Origin of the sequence: Paenibacillus sp. MZ04-78.2, from assembly GCF_024213375.1 — a bacterium.
Classification (GTDB): domain Bacteria; phylum Bacillota; class Bacilli; order Paenibacillales; family NBRC-103111; genus Paenibacillus_G.
Map to the genome: position 1 here is coordinate 205,827 of NZ_JANAVJ010000002.1, position 16,119 is coordinate 221,945.

11 protein-coding genes and 1 pseudogene are annotated in these 16,119 nt (G+C 54.9%); 1 reads left to right on the forward strand and 11 read right to left on the reverse strand.

The window, feature by feature from the left end; translation table 11 throughout:
• Positions 1-71 precede the first annotated feature (71 nt).
• From NLX71_RS02650 to citZ, 6 genes are all read right to left on the reverse strand, one after another.
• On the reverse strand, positions 72-3,197 hold the full coding sequence (locus tag NLX71_RS02650) for an efflux RND transporter permease subunit (protein ID WP_254361941.1): 3,126 nt from the start codon (positions 3,195-3,197) through the stop codon (positions 72-74).
• Positions 3,194-3,472: a hypothetical protein gene (locus NLX71_RS02655; RefSeq protein ID WP_254361942.1), complete on the reverse strand. Its 279-nt coding sequence runs from the start codon at positions 3,470-3,472 to the stop codon at positions 3,194-3,196. The genes NLX71_RS02650 and NLX71_RS02655 overlap by 4 nt, the downstream gene beginning before the upstream one ends.
• Positions 3,473-3,704: 232 nt before the next feature.
• Positions 3,705-4,646, reverse strand: a complete 942-nt coding sequence (gene mdh / locus NLX71_RS02660; RefSeq protein ID WP_254361943.1) for a malate dehydrogenase — start codon at positions 4,644-4,646, stop codon at positions 3,705-3,707.
• Positions 4,647-4,750: 104 nt separating this feature from the next.
• Positions 4,751-4,951 carry a hypothetical protein gene (locus tag NLX71_RS02665; protein ID WP_254361944.1) on the reverse strand — a complete coding sequence of 67 codons (201 nt, stop codon included), beginning with the start codon at positions 4,949-4,951 and terminating at the stop codon, positions 4,751-4,753.
• Between the two features lie 103 nt (positions 4,952-5,054).
• Positions 5,055-6,350 carry an NADP-dependent isocitrate dehydrogenase gene (icd, locus tag NLX71_RS02670; RefSeq protein ID WP_254361945.1) on the reverse strand — a complete coding sequence of 432 codons (1,296 nt, stop codon included), beginning with the start codon at positions 6,348-6,350 and terminating at the stop codon, positions 5,055-5,057.
• Between the two features lie 190 nt (positions 6,351-6,540).
• Positions 6,541-7,653 (reverse strand): citrate synthase, encoded by a 1,113-nt coding sequence (gene citZ / locus NLX71_RS02675; RefSeq protein WP_254361946.1) that lies wholly within the window; start codon positions 7,651-7,653, stop codon positions 6,541-6,543.
• A 386-nt stretch (positions 7,654-8,039) separates the two neighbouring features.
• Here citZ and NLX71_RS02680 point away from each other — a divergent pair, with 386 nt between their 5' ends.
• Positions 8,040-9,581, forward strand: a complete 1,542-nt coding sequence (locus NLX71_RS02680; protein WP_254361947.1) for a Ppx/GppA phosphatase family protein — start codon at positions 8,040-8,042, stop codon at positions 9,579-9,581.
• On the opposite strand, the gene ppk1 is transcribed toward NLX71_RS02680, so the two are convergent.
• The 5 genes and pseudogenes from ppk1 to mmgD all read right to left on the reverse strand — a co-directional run bounded on the left by ppk1 (position 9,547) and on the right by mmgD (position 15,998).
• Positions 9,547-11,640, reverse strand: coding sequence for a polyphosphate kinase 1 (gene ppk1, locus NLX71_RS02685; RefSeq protein ID WP_254361948.1), 2,094 nt, complete (start codon positions 11,638-11,640; stop codon positions 9,547-9,549). The genes NLX71_RS02680 and ppk1 overlap by 35 nt on opposite strands.
• A 253-nt stretch (positions 11,641-11,893) precedes the next feature.
• Positions 11,894-12,070, reverse strand: a pseudogene (locus NLX71_RS02690) (transposase); the annotation flags it as partial.
• Positions 12,071-12,428: 358 nt separating this feature from the next.
• Positions 12,429-13,337 carry a methylisocitrate lyase gene (gene prpB, locus NLX71_RS02695; protein WP_254361949.1) on the reverse strand — a complete coding sequence of 303 codons (909 nt, stop codon included), beginning with the start codon at positions 13,335-13,337 and terminating at the stop codon, positions 12,429-12,431.
• Between the two features lie 45 nt (positions 13,338-13,382).
• Positions 13,383-14,843: a bifunctional 2-methylcitrate dehydratase/aconitate hydratase gene (locus NLX71_RS02700; protein ID WP_302058044.1), complete on the reverse strand. Its 1,461-nt coding sequence runs from the start codon at positions 14,841-14,843 to the stop codon at positions 13,383-13,385.
• A 24-nt stretch (positions 14,844-14,867) separates the two neighbouring features.
• Entirely contained in the window at positions 14,868-15,998 is a 1,131-nt protein-coding gene (gene mmgD / locus NLX71_RS02705; RefSeq protein ID WP_254361950.1) for a citrate synthase, read from the reverse strand.
• Positions 15,999-16,119: the final 121 nt, after the last annotated feature.

A 16,119-nucleotide genomic window follows, 5' to 3' on the forward strand; every position in this document is an offset into this window, starting at 1 on the left:
CTATTCAACCTCGTTTTCTCTCTCCCCTAGTATACAAGAATACGAGCTCCATAGGCAACTGCAAACCGGGCTTACGGATGAACCGCTTTACCTGTTTTCGCCGCGCGTTTATCGCGCCATTTCTGCAAAATCACGTACAGCGACGGCACGACGATCAGCGTCAGCATGGTCGAATACAGCAGGCCGGAAATAATTGTAATCCCCATCGGACGCCATAAATTTCCGCCCATAATCGTCATCGGCAGCAAGCCGCCGATCGCCGTGGCCGTCGTCAGCAGAATCGGCCGGAGCCGCGCTTTCCCCGCTTCCACTACCGCTTCGTACAGCGGCAGTCCGCGTTCGCGCGCCTGCTCGATAAATTCGATCAGAATGATCCCGTTCCGCACCACGATGCCCGCCAGGCTGACGAGCCCCATGAGCGCCATGAAGCCGATCGGCGAACCGGAAAGGAACAGACCGATGATTGCGCCGCCTGCCGCCAAATAGACGGTTGAAAGAATAAGCAGCGGAATCGACAGCGAGTAAAACTGCATGACCATAATGATGTAAATCAGCAAAATAACGACAACTGCTAGCTTTCCGATCGAGGCGAACGCTTCGTTACGCTCCTCGTTTTCCCCGCCGAACTGAATCGCATAGCCTGCAGGAACATTATAGCTTCCCAGCTTGGCTTGCAAATCCTTCACAATATCGTCGGCCAGCCGGTCCTGCGTATAGCTCCGCACGGTAATCGTCCGGGTCTGGTCACGGTGATGAATCGACTTGATCATTTGGCTGGTGCGGATATCTCCCAGCTCGCGCATCTGCACCGTACCGCCTTTTTGCGTCGAGACGTACATTTTCTTCATCGTCTCCACCGGGTCGGCGGAACGCATCTTGGCGTACAGAGTCACGTCGATCAGGTCCTCGTCTTTCTGCATCTCCGACACTTCCAGCCCTTCGGTTGCAATTCTGAGCGTCGTGGAAAGCTCCTTCTCGTTCACGCCGAATAAACTCAGCTTCGCCGGGTCTGGCTCCACCTCGTAGGTGTTCATGGCCTCTCCAACATCGTCGGTTACGCTGATCGTACCCGGAATTTCTTTGAGCATCCCTTGAATGTCTGTCGCAATCTGGCGAAGCTCCGACAGCTCGCTGCCGCTAATGCGCAAGGCGATCGGCGCGCCGACAGGTGGTCCTTGCTCCAGCTTCCGCGGCGTAATCTCCACATCAGAGGGGAACATCGCCTTCAGCTGCTCCCGCCACTGCACGACGGCGGCTTTCATGTTCAGATGCTTCGCATCGACCTTAACGAACAGCTGCCCGATCAAAATGCCCGTCTGATCCGCTTCCGAGTAGTAAAAATGCGGAGCCGTCCGCCCGGCATAAGCCGAGACAAAACGCACACCCGGCTGTTCTTCCATCCATGCCGCGGCTTTGCGGATCGTAAACTCCGTTTCCGCAAACTGACGGCCGGACGGAAGCTTGAAATCGATGAGCATCTCTTCCTTCTCCGCAGGCGGGAAATACTCCGCCCCAAGCAGCGGCAGCAATCCGAAGGCGGAGGTGCCCAGCAGCAGCGCAGCGAGCCCGGTCAGCAGCGGACGACGCAAGAAGTGATGAATCTGCTTTCCGTAAAAGGCGCTCAGCCTTGCGATCGGCTTGCCGAGCAGACCCGGGGTTTCCGTTCCTTCGCTTCCGGCCGCCGCACCCGTCCCTTTAGCTGGCTCGGACTTGGAGCCTTGGCGGCGAAGCCGCCGTTCACCCGCCCATTGGCGGAAAATCGGAACAATCGTCAGCGACATCGCCATGGAAGCCGCAAGCGATAACGAAATGACGACAGGGAGCGGGCGAATGAAGCTGCCGATGTTGCCCTGCAGGAAAAACAGCGGCAAAAACGCGGCAGCCGTCGCAATCGTCGCCGTCAGGATCGAAATAGCGACATCGCGGCTTCCCTCCAGCGAGGCCGTAGCCGGATCGTCGCCCAGTTGCAGGCGGCGCTGGATATTATCGTTCACGACGATGGCGTCGTCGACCAGAATGCCGAGCACGATGACAATCGCAACGATCGTAATCTGATTCAGATCGATTCCCATGGCCTCGACGGGAATAAAACCGACCGTTATGGATACCGGAATGGCTAAAGCCACGATCAGCGAAGTGCCTAACGTCAGTCCGAGGGAGCAGACGACGATAACCGAAAGAATCCCCATTAGCAGTTCTTTGCCCAGCTTGTTAAACAGATGGTCGAGACTTTCCTTTTGCGTAAACAGCGACTCGATCTTCACGTTGGACGGCAGCTTCGGCTTCAGCTCCGCGACCTTCTTGTCGATGCGATTTTGCAGCGACGGAACATCCGTGCCTTTCTCCGCATTGATGACCAGATCGACGGCAGGCTTTCCGTTATGTAAGATGGAAACTTCTTTTTTCTTGGTGCTGAGTTTAACGTCGGCGACATCTTTAATTTTCAGCGCTTTGCCGGGGGGCAGTCCCAGAAGCTCCGTATTCGCAATATCCTCGGCGGATTTCCATTCTCCGCCCATATTGACGTAATACTGCTTTGCGTCCTTGTTCACCGTACCGAGCGGCACCCGGTCATGCTTATTTTTCAGCGATTGCGCTACGATGCCCCAGGGCAGCCTGAGCGTATCCAGCTTATCGGTATCGAGCGCAATCGCCACTTCCTGCTTTGGCAGTCCGACGACGTCGACGTTGCTCACGCCGGGGACGGTCGCAAGCTGCTTTTTCCAGTAGTCCATCGTCGTCCGCAGCGGCTCCAGCTCCTCCGGCGTCTCCACGACAAAATGCAAAATTTGCGCCGCAATTTTGCTTAAGTCGTCGTTCACTTCCGGCTGGCGCGCGCCTTCCGGCAAGTCTCCTTGTACGGACTGCACTTTCTGACGCAGCGAGTCCCACGCCCGGCGGATATCCGTATCCGACTTCAGCTCGACTTGAATGACCGACAAGTTAGCGGCCGAAGTGGAGCTGATAACCTTGATTCCGCTGATTTCCTTAATTTTATTTTCCAGCGGACGGGTGACGAACTGCTCCACCTTTTCCGGCGAAGCCCCCGGATAAATGGTTTTCACCAACGCATACGTGATCTCGATCTCGGGATTCTCCCTCTGCTTCAAGGTGAAAATATTGAACACCCCGAGCACAACCGCTATAACGAAAAAAAGCAGCGTCACCTTGCGGTACTTCAGCAGCTTCGCGATCATCCTCTATTCACATCCGTTTCCGACAGGGCGTTGACGTTGATCCCGACGAGCACCTCGGCAAGCGGGTCAATCTTTTCCAGACCGTATCCTTTTTCGATGAACCACTGGTAAGCGACCAACTCCACCATCCCAATCTCTGCATAAGCGGTCATTTGCAGCTGCTCCTCCGTATACCCGGGATAAACGTTGAAATGCTTGAACATGCCCTTGACAACCTCGCAAACATTGCCGTAAAACTGCTTCGAGATGTCCGCTATTTCCGGAGAGGCGGCCAACGGCGAATTCTCCTTTCCTGAGACTCTCTTCACGGCAGTTCCCGACATTATGACTGATTCGTCAGTCATTTTGTATCGTACCACGGATTGCCGAGGCCCTCAATCCCTTTTCTTCTGCCGCTCCAGCCGAATGTAGTCCGATCTCGTTCCTTCCTGAAAATAAAAAAAGACCAGCTTCGGCCTATTTTTTCGGCGAAAACGGGTCTTTCTTTGAACAGATACTATGCTGCGATTAGCCCGTAACGACTTTGATGACGTTACGCACGGATTCTGCGGATTTGTCGAGTGCCGCTTTCTCTTCCGGAAGCAGCTCAAGCTCGAACACTTTCTCGATGCCGTCGCCGCCAAGCAGCGTCGGTACGCCCATGAACAGGTTGTCATAGCCGTATTCGCCTTGGAGCAAAGCGATGGAAGGCAGAACGCGTTTTTTGTCTTTCAAGATCGCTTCCGTCATTTGCACGATGGAAGCAGCCGGTGCGTAGTAAGCGGAACCGTTGCCCAGCAGGTTCACGATCTCGCCGCCGCCGGTACGCGTACGCTTCACGATCGCTTCGATGCGGTCAGCCGGAATGAGCTTCTCGATCGGAATCCCGCCAACATTGGAGTAACGAACGAGCGGAACCATGTCATCCCCATGGCCGCCGAGTACAAAGCCGCGCACGTCTTCTACGGAAACGTTCAGCTCTTGCGCGATGAACGTGCAGTAACGGGCCGTATCCAGCACGCCGGATTGGCCGATCACGCGGTTTTTCGGAAAGCCGAGCGTTTGGTAAGCGACGTACGTCATGGCGTCTACCGGGTTGCTCAGGATGATCACGATCGATTGCGGGCTCGTTCTCTTGATATTTTCGCAAACGGATTTCACGATACCTGCGTTCGTGTTCACGAGGTCGTCGCGGCTCATGCCCGGTTTGCGGGCAATCCCTGCCGTGATAATCACGATGTCGGAACCGCTGCTCTCGTCATAGTTGGACGTGCCGACAATGTTCGCGTCGAACCCTTGCACCGGGGAAGCTTCGAGCATATCCAGCGCTTTCCCTTTGGTCGGGTTCTCCAGTTGAGGGATGTCCAGCAATACGATGTCACCGAGTTCTTTTTGCGCCAGCATCAGCGCTGTTGTCGCACCAGTGAAGCCTGCGCCGACAACCGTAATTTTTTTACGTTGGATTGCCATAATCAATTCCTCCCATAGATTGTGCTTTATCACACATTAATTTTATGTTTCAATTTCGGGAATTAGCATATGACTTTGGCTTAGTCTTTATCATTGAAGCATGATCAATGACGTATGATCAGTGACGCATAGTAGCGCATGGAAGCGCATGGAAGCGTGTCCTTGTGCAGCACGGCGCCAGCTCGTGCGCACGAGGACAAACGCGTTCCTACACCAACCTGCCGTTCGAACGCCCCGGCACGCATGAAAGCGTGTCTGCGGGCGCCTGGCTTCAGCCTGGCCGCCCGCAGACAAACGCGTTCCATTCACAAACGCCCCATGGGTGCGACTCTACCCTGCAAGCCGACAGCTTTCGTCGTCCAGGGGCCGAAACCCCTGGGGCCTCCCTTGTAAGGGAGGTTTGGAGGGTTAGAAACTCTTGATGATCTCGTCGGCAAATGCGGAGCATTTCACTTCGGTTGCGCCTTCCATCAGACGGGCGAAATCGTAAGTTACCGTTTTGTTGTTGATTGCCGTTTCCATTCCTTTGTAGATCAGGTCAGCTGCTTCCAGCCAGCCCAAGTGCTCCAGCATCATAACGCCGGACAAAATAACGGAGCCCGGGTTTACAACGTCGAGACCTGCGTATTTCGGAGCCGTACCGTGCGTTGCTTCGAAGATCGCATGACCGGTTACATAGTTAATATTTGCGCCTGGAGCGATACCGATACCGCCGACTTGAGCAGCCAGAGCGTCGGACAGGTAGTCGCCGTTCAGGTTGAGTGTAGCGATGACGTCGAAATCCGTCGGACGAGTAAGCACTTGCTGCAGGGCGATGTCGGCAATCGCGTCTTTTACGATGATTTTGCCGGCAGCTTCCGCGTCTTTTTGCGCTTTGTTCGCCGCGTCAACGCCTTGCTCTTCTTTAATTTTATCGTATTGAGCCCAAGTAAACGTTTTGTCGCCAAACTCTTGCTCGGCGAGCTCGTAGCCCCAGTTTTTGAACGCGCCCTCGGTAAACTTCATGATGTTCCCTTTATGTACCAGGGTCACGCTCTTGCGGTTATGCTCGATCGCATATTCGATCGCGGCGCGGATCAGACGCTTCGAGCCTTCGGAAGATACCGGCTTGATTCCGATACCGGACGTTTCCGGGAAGCGGATCTTGTTTACGCCCATTTCGTTTTGCATGAAAGCAAGCACTTTTTTCACTTCGTCGGAACCTGCAGCCCACTCGATGCCGGCATAGATATCCTCGGTATTTTCACGGAAAATAACCATGTCCACCAGCTCCGGACGTTTAACCGGGGAAGGCACGCCTTTGAAGTAGCGAACCGGACGGGAGCACACATACAGATCCAGCTCTTGACGAAGCGCAACGTTCAGGGAACGGATACCGCCGCCGATTGGCGTCGTCAGAGGTCCTTTGATCGCTACGATATATTCGCGGATCGCCGTCAGCGTATCGCCCGGCAACCAGTTATTGTATTTGTTGAAGGCTTTCTCGCCTGCAAATACTTCGTACCATGCGATTTTTTTCTCGCCTTTGTATGCTTTCTCTACCGCTGCATCCAATACGCGCTTGGAAGCCGCCCAAATGTCCGGACCTGTGCCGTCGCCTTCGATGAAAGGAATGATCGGATTGTTCGGAACGTTCAGTTTGCCGTTTGTGATCGTGATGCGTTCGCCTTCAGTCGGAAGTGCGTATTGTTCGAATTGTGCCATGAATAGGTAAGCCTCCTTGGATTGGTTTGGAGCCGCTGCAACACGAGCTCCAAGGAATAGGGATGATGATGTCAAAAAGATACGGGAGCAGCGGCGCCCGTCCCCTTCTCAGAAGACCGGTAACGCCGCAGCCACCCGTAGGATAGCTGCTTTTTTATTTCTTCCGCAGATGCGGGCATCCCGTGCCGGATTAGCGCTGCTCGATCGGAACGAAGACTTGATGCGAAGGTCCCGTATATTCGGCGCGCGGACGAATGAGGCGGTTATTGTCAAATTGCTCGAGAATGTGCGCCGTCCATCCGGACGTACGGCTGATCGCGAAGATCGGCGTAAACAAGTCGCGCGGAATCTCGAGCGACGTGTAGACGGAAGCGGAGTAGAAGTCTACGTTCGGCTTCAGCCCTTTTTGGCCCGTCACGATTTCTTCGATTTGAATGGACATGTCGTACCAGTTCATGTCGCCGGTAATTTTACCGAGCTCCTGGGACATTTTTTGGAGATGCTTCGCGCGCGGGTCGCCGTTTTTGTAGACGCGATGGCCGAAGCCCATAATTTTCTCCTTGTTGGCCAGCTTATCGTTGATATAGCTGGTCACGTTGTCCGCCGTGCCGATTTCTTCGAGCATCGCCATAACCGCTTCGTTGGCGCCGCCGTGCAGCGGGCCTTTGAGCGCGCCGATCGCGGACGTCACGCCCGAATAAATATCGGACAGCGTCGCAACGGTTACGCGCGCGGCGAACGTCGAAGCGTTCAGCTCGTGGTCGGCATGAAGCACCAAAGCTTTGTCCAAAGCTTGGATGGCGATGGCTTCCGGTTGTTTGCCCGTGAGCATATACAAGAAGTTCTCGGCAACGGAAGTACAGGATTTCGGCGCGATCGGCTCTTGACCTTGGCGGATGCGAGAGAATGCCGCTACGATCGTCGGCAGCTGCGCCTGCAGCTTGATCGCTTTGCGGAGGTTGGATTCCGGAGTCATATCGTTTGCCTCAGCATCGTACAGCGCCAAGCTGGAAACGGCGGTACGAAGCGCGGCCATGGAGTTGACGTCTTTCGGGTAAAGCTTGATTTGTTCGATCACTTCGGCAGGAACCGAAGCGTTGTCGCTCAGTTCTTTCGTTAATTGATCCAGCTCGGAGCGATTAGGAAGCTTGCCGTACCATAACAAGTATACGACCTCTTCGAACGTGGCGTTCTCTGCGAGGTCGTCGATATTGATGCCGCGATAGGTGAGCACACCGTCGATAATGGAGCTGATGGAGGACGTTGTGGCTACAATTCCTTCCAAACCTTTGGTAGCAGTCAAGATAATCTCTCCTTTAGCGTTCGAATTCACATAAGTCTAATATAAAGTATTTAGATACTAAAGTGAACAAATTCAGACATAAAAGTTCATTATCAGCACCATAAACAGATGCTATCTGTCGACTGAATCCTATGTACTCATACGACTAAAAGACCCGTCTGGAAAGGCTTCATCCAGTTTCATTATACTCATATTAACTCATAAAAAATCATAATGAATCAATGTCTTTATGGAGAAGAAGCGGAAAAACGCGGCGAAGACCGATGGAGTAAGCAGTTCGTTTCTTTGTCCCTTAGGGGAAGTTTATCGGGGGCGGCTCAGTGGACTTCCCTCCGCCGTAACGGTAAAATAAAACTAACTTTCACCCGTTAGCAGGAGGACCAGCCATGAACAACAGCCGGCGAATCGGCATCATTGATATCGGCTCCAACTCAATCCGGTTGGCCGTAAACGAACAGACGACGGGCGGAGCGTACCGCGTGATCGGCGAATTCAAGGAGTCCGCTCGCTTGAGCCAGCGGATCGGCGCCGACGGGACGTTGGCTCAAGCGGATATTCAGGTGATCGTAAAGGTTTTGTCGCATTTCAAACGGATATGTCACGCTCACGAAGTGACGGAATACCGGGTAGCCGCCACGGCGGCCATTCGCAATGCGGCGAATTCTCAGGAGATTCTGAACACGCTGCGGCGCGAAAGCGGATTTCACGTCGAGCTGCTGTCCGGAGAGGACGAAGCCAGACTCGGCTTCCTGGGCATGATCCAAACGATGGATATCTCGGACGGCTTTCTTGTCGACATCGGCGGGGGAAGCACTGAAATTTCGCTCTTCCGCGACCGCACCTTGATCCGCAGCGTATCGTTCCCTTTCGGGGCGGTCAATACGACGCGCAAATTCGCGCCAGACGGCGAATTCCAAGAAGAACAGCTGCAGGGCATCCGCCAGATGGTCGAGGACGCGATTGCCCGCGAGCCCTGGATTCGACAGTCTCCCGGCCTGCCGCTCGTCGGGCTCGGAGGCGGCGTCCGGACGCTATGCAAAATCAACCAGCGCAAGCGCAAATATTCCTTGCCTCTTACGCATAATTATACGATTCCCGCGGCCGAAGTGGACGAGCTCGCCGCCTGGCTCCCGCTCATGCCCGGAGAAAAACGCAAAAAAATCGACGGTCTATCCAAAGACCGCTACGATATTATCATCCCGGGGCTGCTCATTCTTCAGACGATCTTTCAGGCAGCCGGCGCTTCGCACTATGTCGTCAGCGGCGCAGGCCTGCGAGATGGCCTGTTCTTCGAAAGCTTTTATCCTGTCGACACGGAGCTAAAGCATATGGCCGAGCGAAGCGCAGACAACCTGCTCGCCCTTCATTCGACGGCCCCCCGGGCGCATCTCTCGCAGGTGAGCCGGACAGCCTTAAAACTGTTCGACGCCTTGACGGAGGCGGGGAAGCAGCGTTTCGATCCGCGCGCGCGTCTGTGTCTGATCGTAGCGGCCAAGCTGTACCGGATCGGGGCTTCGCTTAGCTATTACCAGTATCCGAAGCATTCCTTCCATATGATTGCGCACACGCGCATCGACGGTCTGACCCACCGAGAGATTCTCATTTGCGCCTTCACCGCTTCGTACAAAACAAAAGCACGGACCCAACAGGCCGTGCAGCATCACAAAGATATTTTGAAAAATACCGATACCGATCTGATCGCAAAGCTCGGCACGCTGCTCAAGCTCGCCGTCGCTCTCGATATTAGCGAGACGCAAGCGCTGGAAGTGACGACCGCATTCTCGGAGAGCAAGGCGCTGCATTTGCGGCTGAAAGCAAAGCACGACCCCTCCGCAGAATACAGAGAGGCCCTCGGACTGCAAAAAGAATTTAAAAATACGTGGGGACAGCAGCTCAAAGTTCACGAGTCGTCGTTTTCCACGAACTGATACGCATGGCAACAAATTGACTGCGAAGCTGCAGCCCGCCTCCTTCCGCGCGGACATGCTCATACATGCCGTTCGGTTGGAGTCGCCGCGCCTTCACGTTATCCTTCAAGCTGAGCCGCAATATATGGATCAGCGACTTCTGGATGCTTTTGTCAAACACGGGACACATCAGCTCGACGCGCCGCGTCAGGTTCCGAGTCATCCAATCTGCGCTGGAGATATACACTTCCGGCTCCCCGCCGTTCTCGAAATAAAAAATGCGCGAGTGCTCCAAGAACCGGTCGACGATGCTGAGCACCGTGATCCGCTCGCTCAGTCCCGGAACACCGGGCCGCAGGCAGCATACGCCGCGCACGATCAGATCGATCTCGACCCCCGCCTGCGAGGCCGCGTACAGCTCGTCGACCATCTGCTGGTTCGAGAGCGAATTGAACTTGGCGATGATTCGCGCAGGCTTGCCTTCGGCAGCGTGCTTCGCTTCGCGGCGGATTTTCTCGAACAATTTATCCATCATGTCCGTAGGCGCCACGCCGAACGCTTTCCAATTGTGCGGCGCCGAATATCCGGTCACCTCGTTGAACAACGCGGAAGCGTCCTCCCCGATTTCCTTATGCGAAGTAAACAAGCCAACATCGGTGTACAATCTGGCCGTATTATCATTGTAATTCCCTGTGCCCACATGCACGTACCGCCTCAGCCCATCGGCTTCCTGCCGGACGACCAGCGTAATTTTGGCATGCGTCTTCAGCCCCACAAGCCCATAAACGACATGGCAGCCCGCCTGTTCCAACTTGCGCGCCCAAGCGATGTTGCGCTCTTCTTCAAACCGCGCCTTCAGCTCCACCACAACCGTCACCTGCTTGCCCGACTCCGCCGCACGGGCAAGCCCTTGGATGAGCGGGGAATTGCCGCTGACCCGGTACAGCGTCATTTTGATGGCGAGCACTTGCGGATCGTAAACCGCTTGGAGTACAAAATCGGTGACGGCATCGAACGACTCGTAAGGGTGGTATACCAGCACATCCTGCTGCCGCAGCTTGGCGAACAGATCCTCGACATCGTCGAGCTCGGAAGGATATACCGGCTGGATCGGGCTGTAGCGCAAATAATCGAAGCCTTGGAGCGCCGACGCCATTTTCATAAAATACGTCAGGTCGAGCGGCCCGTCGATTTCAAAAATATTTTCGGCAATCTCGAACTCCTCCGTCAGCTGCTCCAGCGCATACGGGTGAATGCCCTTCTGCACCTCCAGCCGGACCGGCGTCCCCCAGCGCCGCTTGCGGAGCTGGATTTCGATCTCCTCCAGCAAATCCTCCGCGCCTTCCTCGTCCAGCGTCAAGTCCGCGTTGCGCGTCAGCCGGAACGCATGGACCGAGATCGGAATATAGCCGCTGAACAGCGTATGGATGTGCTTTTCGATAAGCTCTTCCATGAGAATGAATTCGCGCTTCTTGCTGTTGGCCCGTCCGGGCACCACAAGGTAACGGCTTAAATTGGACGGCACCTGAAGGATGGCAAAATACGGTTCGTCCTCGGGATCATCGCCTTCCTTCATCAGCACGACCGCCAAATATAAAGCCTGAGTCCGCACCAGCGGAAACGGCCGCGCCTGATCGACCGCCATCGGCGTCAGCACAGGGAAGACGATGTCGTGGTAATATTCGTCCATCGATTTGCGCTGGGTCGCATTCAAATCGTCGTATTCGGTAAAAATGATGCCTTCTTTGCCAAGCTGCCGGATCACGTCCCGGTACGTCTTGTACTGCTCCGTTACCATTTTGGAGGAGCGCTTCATGACGCGTTTGAACAGTCCGGCGGGCGTGTAGCCGGTAAAATCTTTTTTCGTATGGCCCGCTTTGATCTGATCCTTGATCCCGGCTACGCGGACGCTCATAAACTCGTCTAAATTGGAAGAAACGATCGATAAAAATTTGACGCGTTCGAGCAGCGGCGTCTCGGGGTCCTGCGCCTCCTCCAGCACGCGCCAGTTGAATTCGATCCAGCTTAAATCGCGGTTCAGATAATGGTTGGCCGTCTCACGCGCAGCAGTGTCCTTCATAAGGTAGTAAACCCTCCATGGTCATTCACCGTTTAGCTTCGTTTTGTTTACTTTCTAAATCGTAATTGGACAATGTTAAGCGAGCGCGCTCTTTTTGTTATTTTTATTTGAGCCTCCAACACGGCTAAAGCCGTGGGATTCTTAGCTAGTTAACGCACGCAGGCCATTTCTGTTTTGTGCAGACTGCTAAGTTAAGAGCTAGCTCATTAGCCATCCCAGATCAGAGCGTATAGCTATCTAGGCGGATAGACTGTTACCATCTATCACAGGTTGGTGCAGGATGTTGATCGCTCCAACTCTGTCCCCTTTTCTTCTGTTCTTCAACATAACGTTTGATGGTTTCGCTCGAAACATTCCCTGCCGTGCTGACAAAATAGGAACGTGTCCAAAGGCTTGGCAGATGCTCCAAATGCTTAAATTCTTGACGCAAACATCACGAGGTCGTACCTTTTAATTTTACCACACAAAATGATAGTTGATGAGTGTACTTGTTGTCGTTCTTCTATATTGTTATCCCATACACCGATTGCGTCAGTTTAAACTTAAAAACTGCAACAACATGAAACAATGTAGGACAATTAAGCTGTCTAAAGACAGCCCTTGTCCTAAGCCGATTCATCCCATGCCTAAAGGCAAGGGCTTTCTCGGCTAAGATATGTAAACGCAAGGGAAAATACACCTAAATTTTATCCAAGGCTTATTCAAAAAGAGCTTTATTATATACAACGAAAAGAGCTCCCGAAGGAACTAACCTCTTCAGGAACTCTTTACGTGATAATCGTTGGGACCTATTCGGTTGGCGGCAGAACGGTTTTAGCGATTTTCCCGTCCAAGGCTTCGTAATCGTAATAGCGGATCGTATCGTACAGCTCCTTGCGGGTTTGCATGTCCTGGAGCGATCCCGCTTGCGTCCCGGTGCGGCTGATTTCCGAAAATACCCGCTCGTAGGCTTTGGCCGCTACGCGCAGCGAGGTTACCGGATAAATGACCATATCGAAGCCCCAAGCCTCGAACTGCTCTGCGGTATAAAACGGCGTTTTTCCGAACTCCGTCATGTTCGCCAGCAGCGGCGCGTCGATAGCGGCACGGAACCGCTTGAACTCTTCCTCGCTCTCCAGCGCCTCCGGAAAAATCCCGTCCGCTCCCGCTGCCAAATAATGCTTGGCCCGATCAACCGCCGCTTCGAAGCCTTCTACGCTTTTGGCATCCGTGCGGGCTATGACGACAAGCGTTGGGCTGATTTCCTTGATCGTCTTGATTTTTTGCATCATTTCTTCGGTGGAAACAAGCTTTTTACCGTTCAAGTGGCCGCATTTCTTCGGCATTTCCTGATCCTCGATCTGGACGGCGGCCGCCTTGGCTTCGACCATTTCCTTGGCCGTCCGGGCCGCGTTCAAGATGCCGCCGAAGCCGGTGTCAATATCGACCAGCAGCGGAAGCATCGAGGCGCGAACAAGCTCGCGGGCCCGGTCCGCGACTTCATTCGAATAAATCAGCCCGAGATCGGGCAGGCCCCGGCTGGCTGTATAGGCGGCACCGGACAAATAAAGCGCCTCGAAGCCGAACTGCCTCGCTATTCTAGCCGCCATTCCATCGTGCGTACCCGGAATTTTGAGAATCGGGCCGACTTCCAACCGTTTTCGAAAAGCGGCCGCCAGCTCCCGTTGGTCCTTTTCCTGCTCCATCAACCAAGCCATCGTTACTCCTCCCGGGAAGTCTTATTCCGCAGCCTTGCCGTTAAACTAAATGACGTACAGATTCATATATTCGTTTACCGGCATCTGCTCCAACCGCTCCAAGTCAAGCGACAGTTCGAGGATTTGCGCCGCTTTTGGCTTAGGAAACCTGGTCAGCAGATTGGCTTCGAATTTGTCGATCACCTTCGGCAGCCCTTCAGCACGCCGTCTGCGGTGACCGATCGGGTATTCGCACTCCACGTTCGCTGTCTCCGTCCCGTCCGTGAAGTGGATTTGGATGGCATTGGCAATCGACCGTTTGTCCGGATCGAGGTAATCCCGACTGTACTGCGGATTCTCCGTGACGACCATCTTCTCCCGAAGCGCATCAATTCGCGGGTCGCCGGCCGCCTCATCCTCGTAATGCTCCGCCGTCAGCTCGCCATGCAGCAAGCCTACCGCCACCATGTATTGAAGGCAGTGATCCCGGTCCGCCGGGTTATGCAGCGGGCCTTTCTTATCGATGATGCGGATGGCCGATTCGTGCGTCGTCATCGTAATCCGATCGATCTCGTCCAGCCGATCCTTGATCTGCGGGTGCAGTGCAAAGGCGCATTCGACGGCGGTCTGGGCGTGGAATTCGGCTGGGAAGGAAATTTTAAACAGCACGTTCTCCATCACGTAAGAGCCGAGCGGGCGCGCAAGCTTCAGCGGCTTGCCTTGGAACAATACGTCCTGGAAGCCCCACGTTTTGGCCGAAAGCGCGGTGGCATACCCCATTTCGCCGTTGACGGCCATGAGAGCAAGACGGACCGCGCGGCTGGTCGCGTCTCCGGCCGCCCACGATTTGCGCGATCCTGTATTCGGCGCGTGCCGGTACGTGCGCAAGCTGCCGCCGTCCAGCCAAGCGTTGGAAAGCGCGTTGATCACCTCGTCCCGGCTGCCGCCCAGCATCGCCGTAACGACGGCCGTCGAAGCGATCCTCACCAGCAGCACGTGATCCAGCCCCACCCGGTTGAAGCTGTTTTCGAGTGCGAGCACTCCTTGAATTTCATGCGCCTTCACGGCGGCGTCCAGCACGTCCCCCATAAGTAAAGGGGCTTTGCCTTCCGCGATCCGGACGCGGCTGAGATAGTCGGCTACCGCCAAAATGCCGCCCAAATTGTCCGAAGGGTGGCCCCATTCCGCGGCCAGCCACGTATCGTTGTAATCGAGCCAGCGGATCATGCACCCGATATTAAACGCCCCGTGTACGGGGTCCAGCTCATAGCGGGTTCCCGGCACCCGGCAGCCGTGAGGCACGGTGACGCCCGGTACGACGGGTCCGAGATGCTTCGCGCATTCCGGAAAGCGCAGCGCCAACATGGCGGTGCCGAGCGAATCCAATACGACGTGCTGCGCAATGCGCCGGGCTTCCGGACTTTGGACTTCGTATTCCAGCGCGTAATCCGCGATGTCCACTAACAGTTGATCCGCAGCGGACGCGGTTCGTCCTTGTTCATAAGCCATGGATGGGTTTGCTGCCATATCGATGTCTCCTCCCGTTACCAGTTAAGTGCCGATCGAGGCCGAATTGGGATGCAGATCGCGCGGTCCCTTGTACAGAACACGAGGCCGGAAAAGCCGGTTGTTCGCATGCTGCTCCATGACATGCGCGCAGACGCCAACGGTCCGGGCGGCAAGAAAGACCGGGGTGAACAGGTCGATCGGAATGCCCAGCAAATAATAAACCGGCGCAGCATAGTAATCGAGGTTCGGATACAAACCTTTTTCGCGGTTCATCACCTCTTCGCCGATGACGCACATGCGGTATAGATTCTCTTCGTTTTTGGCGGCCGCAAGCAGGGCCAGCGCTTCTTTCATCAGCACCGCTCGTGGGTCCGGCTTCTTCATGTACACCCGGTGGCCGAAGCCCATGATGCGCTCCTTGCGGGTCAATTTGCCAAGGATCAGCGGCTCCATGCTGTCCTCATCTCCCGCTTCCAGCAGCATCTTCATGACGGCTTCGTTCGCTCCGCCATGCAGCGTGCCTTTCAGCGAAGCGACGGCGCCGGTCAGCGCCCCGTACAGATCGGCCTGCGTGGACGCAATGACGCGCGCGGCAAAGGTCGAGTTAGGCATTTCGTGCTCGCTGTAGACGATCAGCGACTGATCGAACGTCTTCTCTTCCATTTCGGAAGGAACCTTCCCGGTAATCATGTACAAAAAGTTGGCGCTGTACGACAGGTCTTGGCGGGGCTCCACCAGAGGCTGCCGCATGGACGCATGATAGCTGTTCGCCACAATCTGGGGCACCTTGGCCAACAGCCGGATCGATTTGCGGTAATTCGCTTCCCGCGACCGGTCCTCGATATCCTGATCATAGCCAGCGATGGCGGAAATTCCCGTTCTCAGGGCGTCCATCAGATGCGTTTGCTTCGGAAGCAGATGCAGGATCGACAGCGCATCCTCCGGCAATCCGTACTCCGTCTTGAAGCTCAGCTCAAGAGCCTTCCGCCATTCGGGTGTCGGCAGACTGCCGTCAAGCATTAACGAAACGACGTCCAAATAAGTCACGGTTTTGGCCAATTCGATAAGATCGTAACCCCTCAGCACAATTTGTTCTTTTTCGACATCCAAATAAGAAATTTCGGTCTCGCTTGCGATAACGTTTTCAAGGCCGGGCTGGAATGATCCGCTCATCGTTCTTTCGCTCCTCCCGATGGTTTGACTTTGCCCCTTCAGTATATCGACCCTCTGGAAACCGCGTCCAATATCCGTTAAGTCCTTCCTGATACGCAAAACATATCAAGCGGGCAAAAGA

Coding starts and splice junctions, on each gene's coding strand:
- ppk1 (WP_254361948.1), bottom strand. CDS start 11,640: ATGAAGGACACTGCTGCGCGTGAGACGGCCAACCATTATCTGAACCGC.
- NLX71_RS02665 (WP_254361944.1), bottom strand. CDS start 4,951: ATGGAACGCGTTTGTCTGCGGGCGGCCAGGCTGAAGCCAGGCGCCCGC.
- NLX71_RS02650 (WP_254361941.1), bottom strand. CDS start 3,197: ATGATCGCGAAGCTGCTGAAGTACCGCAAGGTGACGCTGCTTTTTTTC.
- NLX71_RS02700 (WP_302058044.1), bottom strand. CDS start 14,843: ATGGCAGCAAACCCATCCATGGCTTATGAACAAGGACGAACCGCGTCC.
- icd (WP_254361945.1), bottom strand. CDS start 6,350: ATGGCACAATTCGAACAATACGCACTTCCGACTGAAGGCGAACGCATC.
- mdh (WP_254361943.1), bottom strand. CDS start 4,646: ATGGCAATCCAACGTAAAAAAATTACGGTTGTCGGCGCAGGCTTCACT.
- mmgD (WP_254361950.1), bottom strand. CDS start 15,998: ATGAGCGGATCATTCCAGCCCGGCCTTGAAAACGTTATCGCAAGCGAG.
- NLX71_RS02680 (WP_254361947.1), top strand. CDS start 8,040: ATGAACAACAGCCGGCGAATCGGCATCATTGATATCGGCTCCAACTCA.
- prpB (WP_254361949.1), bottom strand. CDS start 13,337: ATGGCTTGGTTGATGGAGCAGGAAAAGGACCAACGGGAGCTGGCGGCC.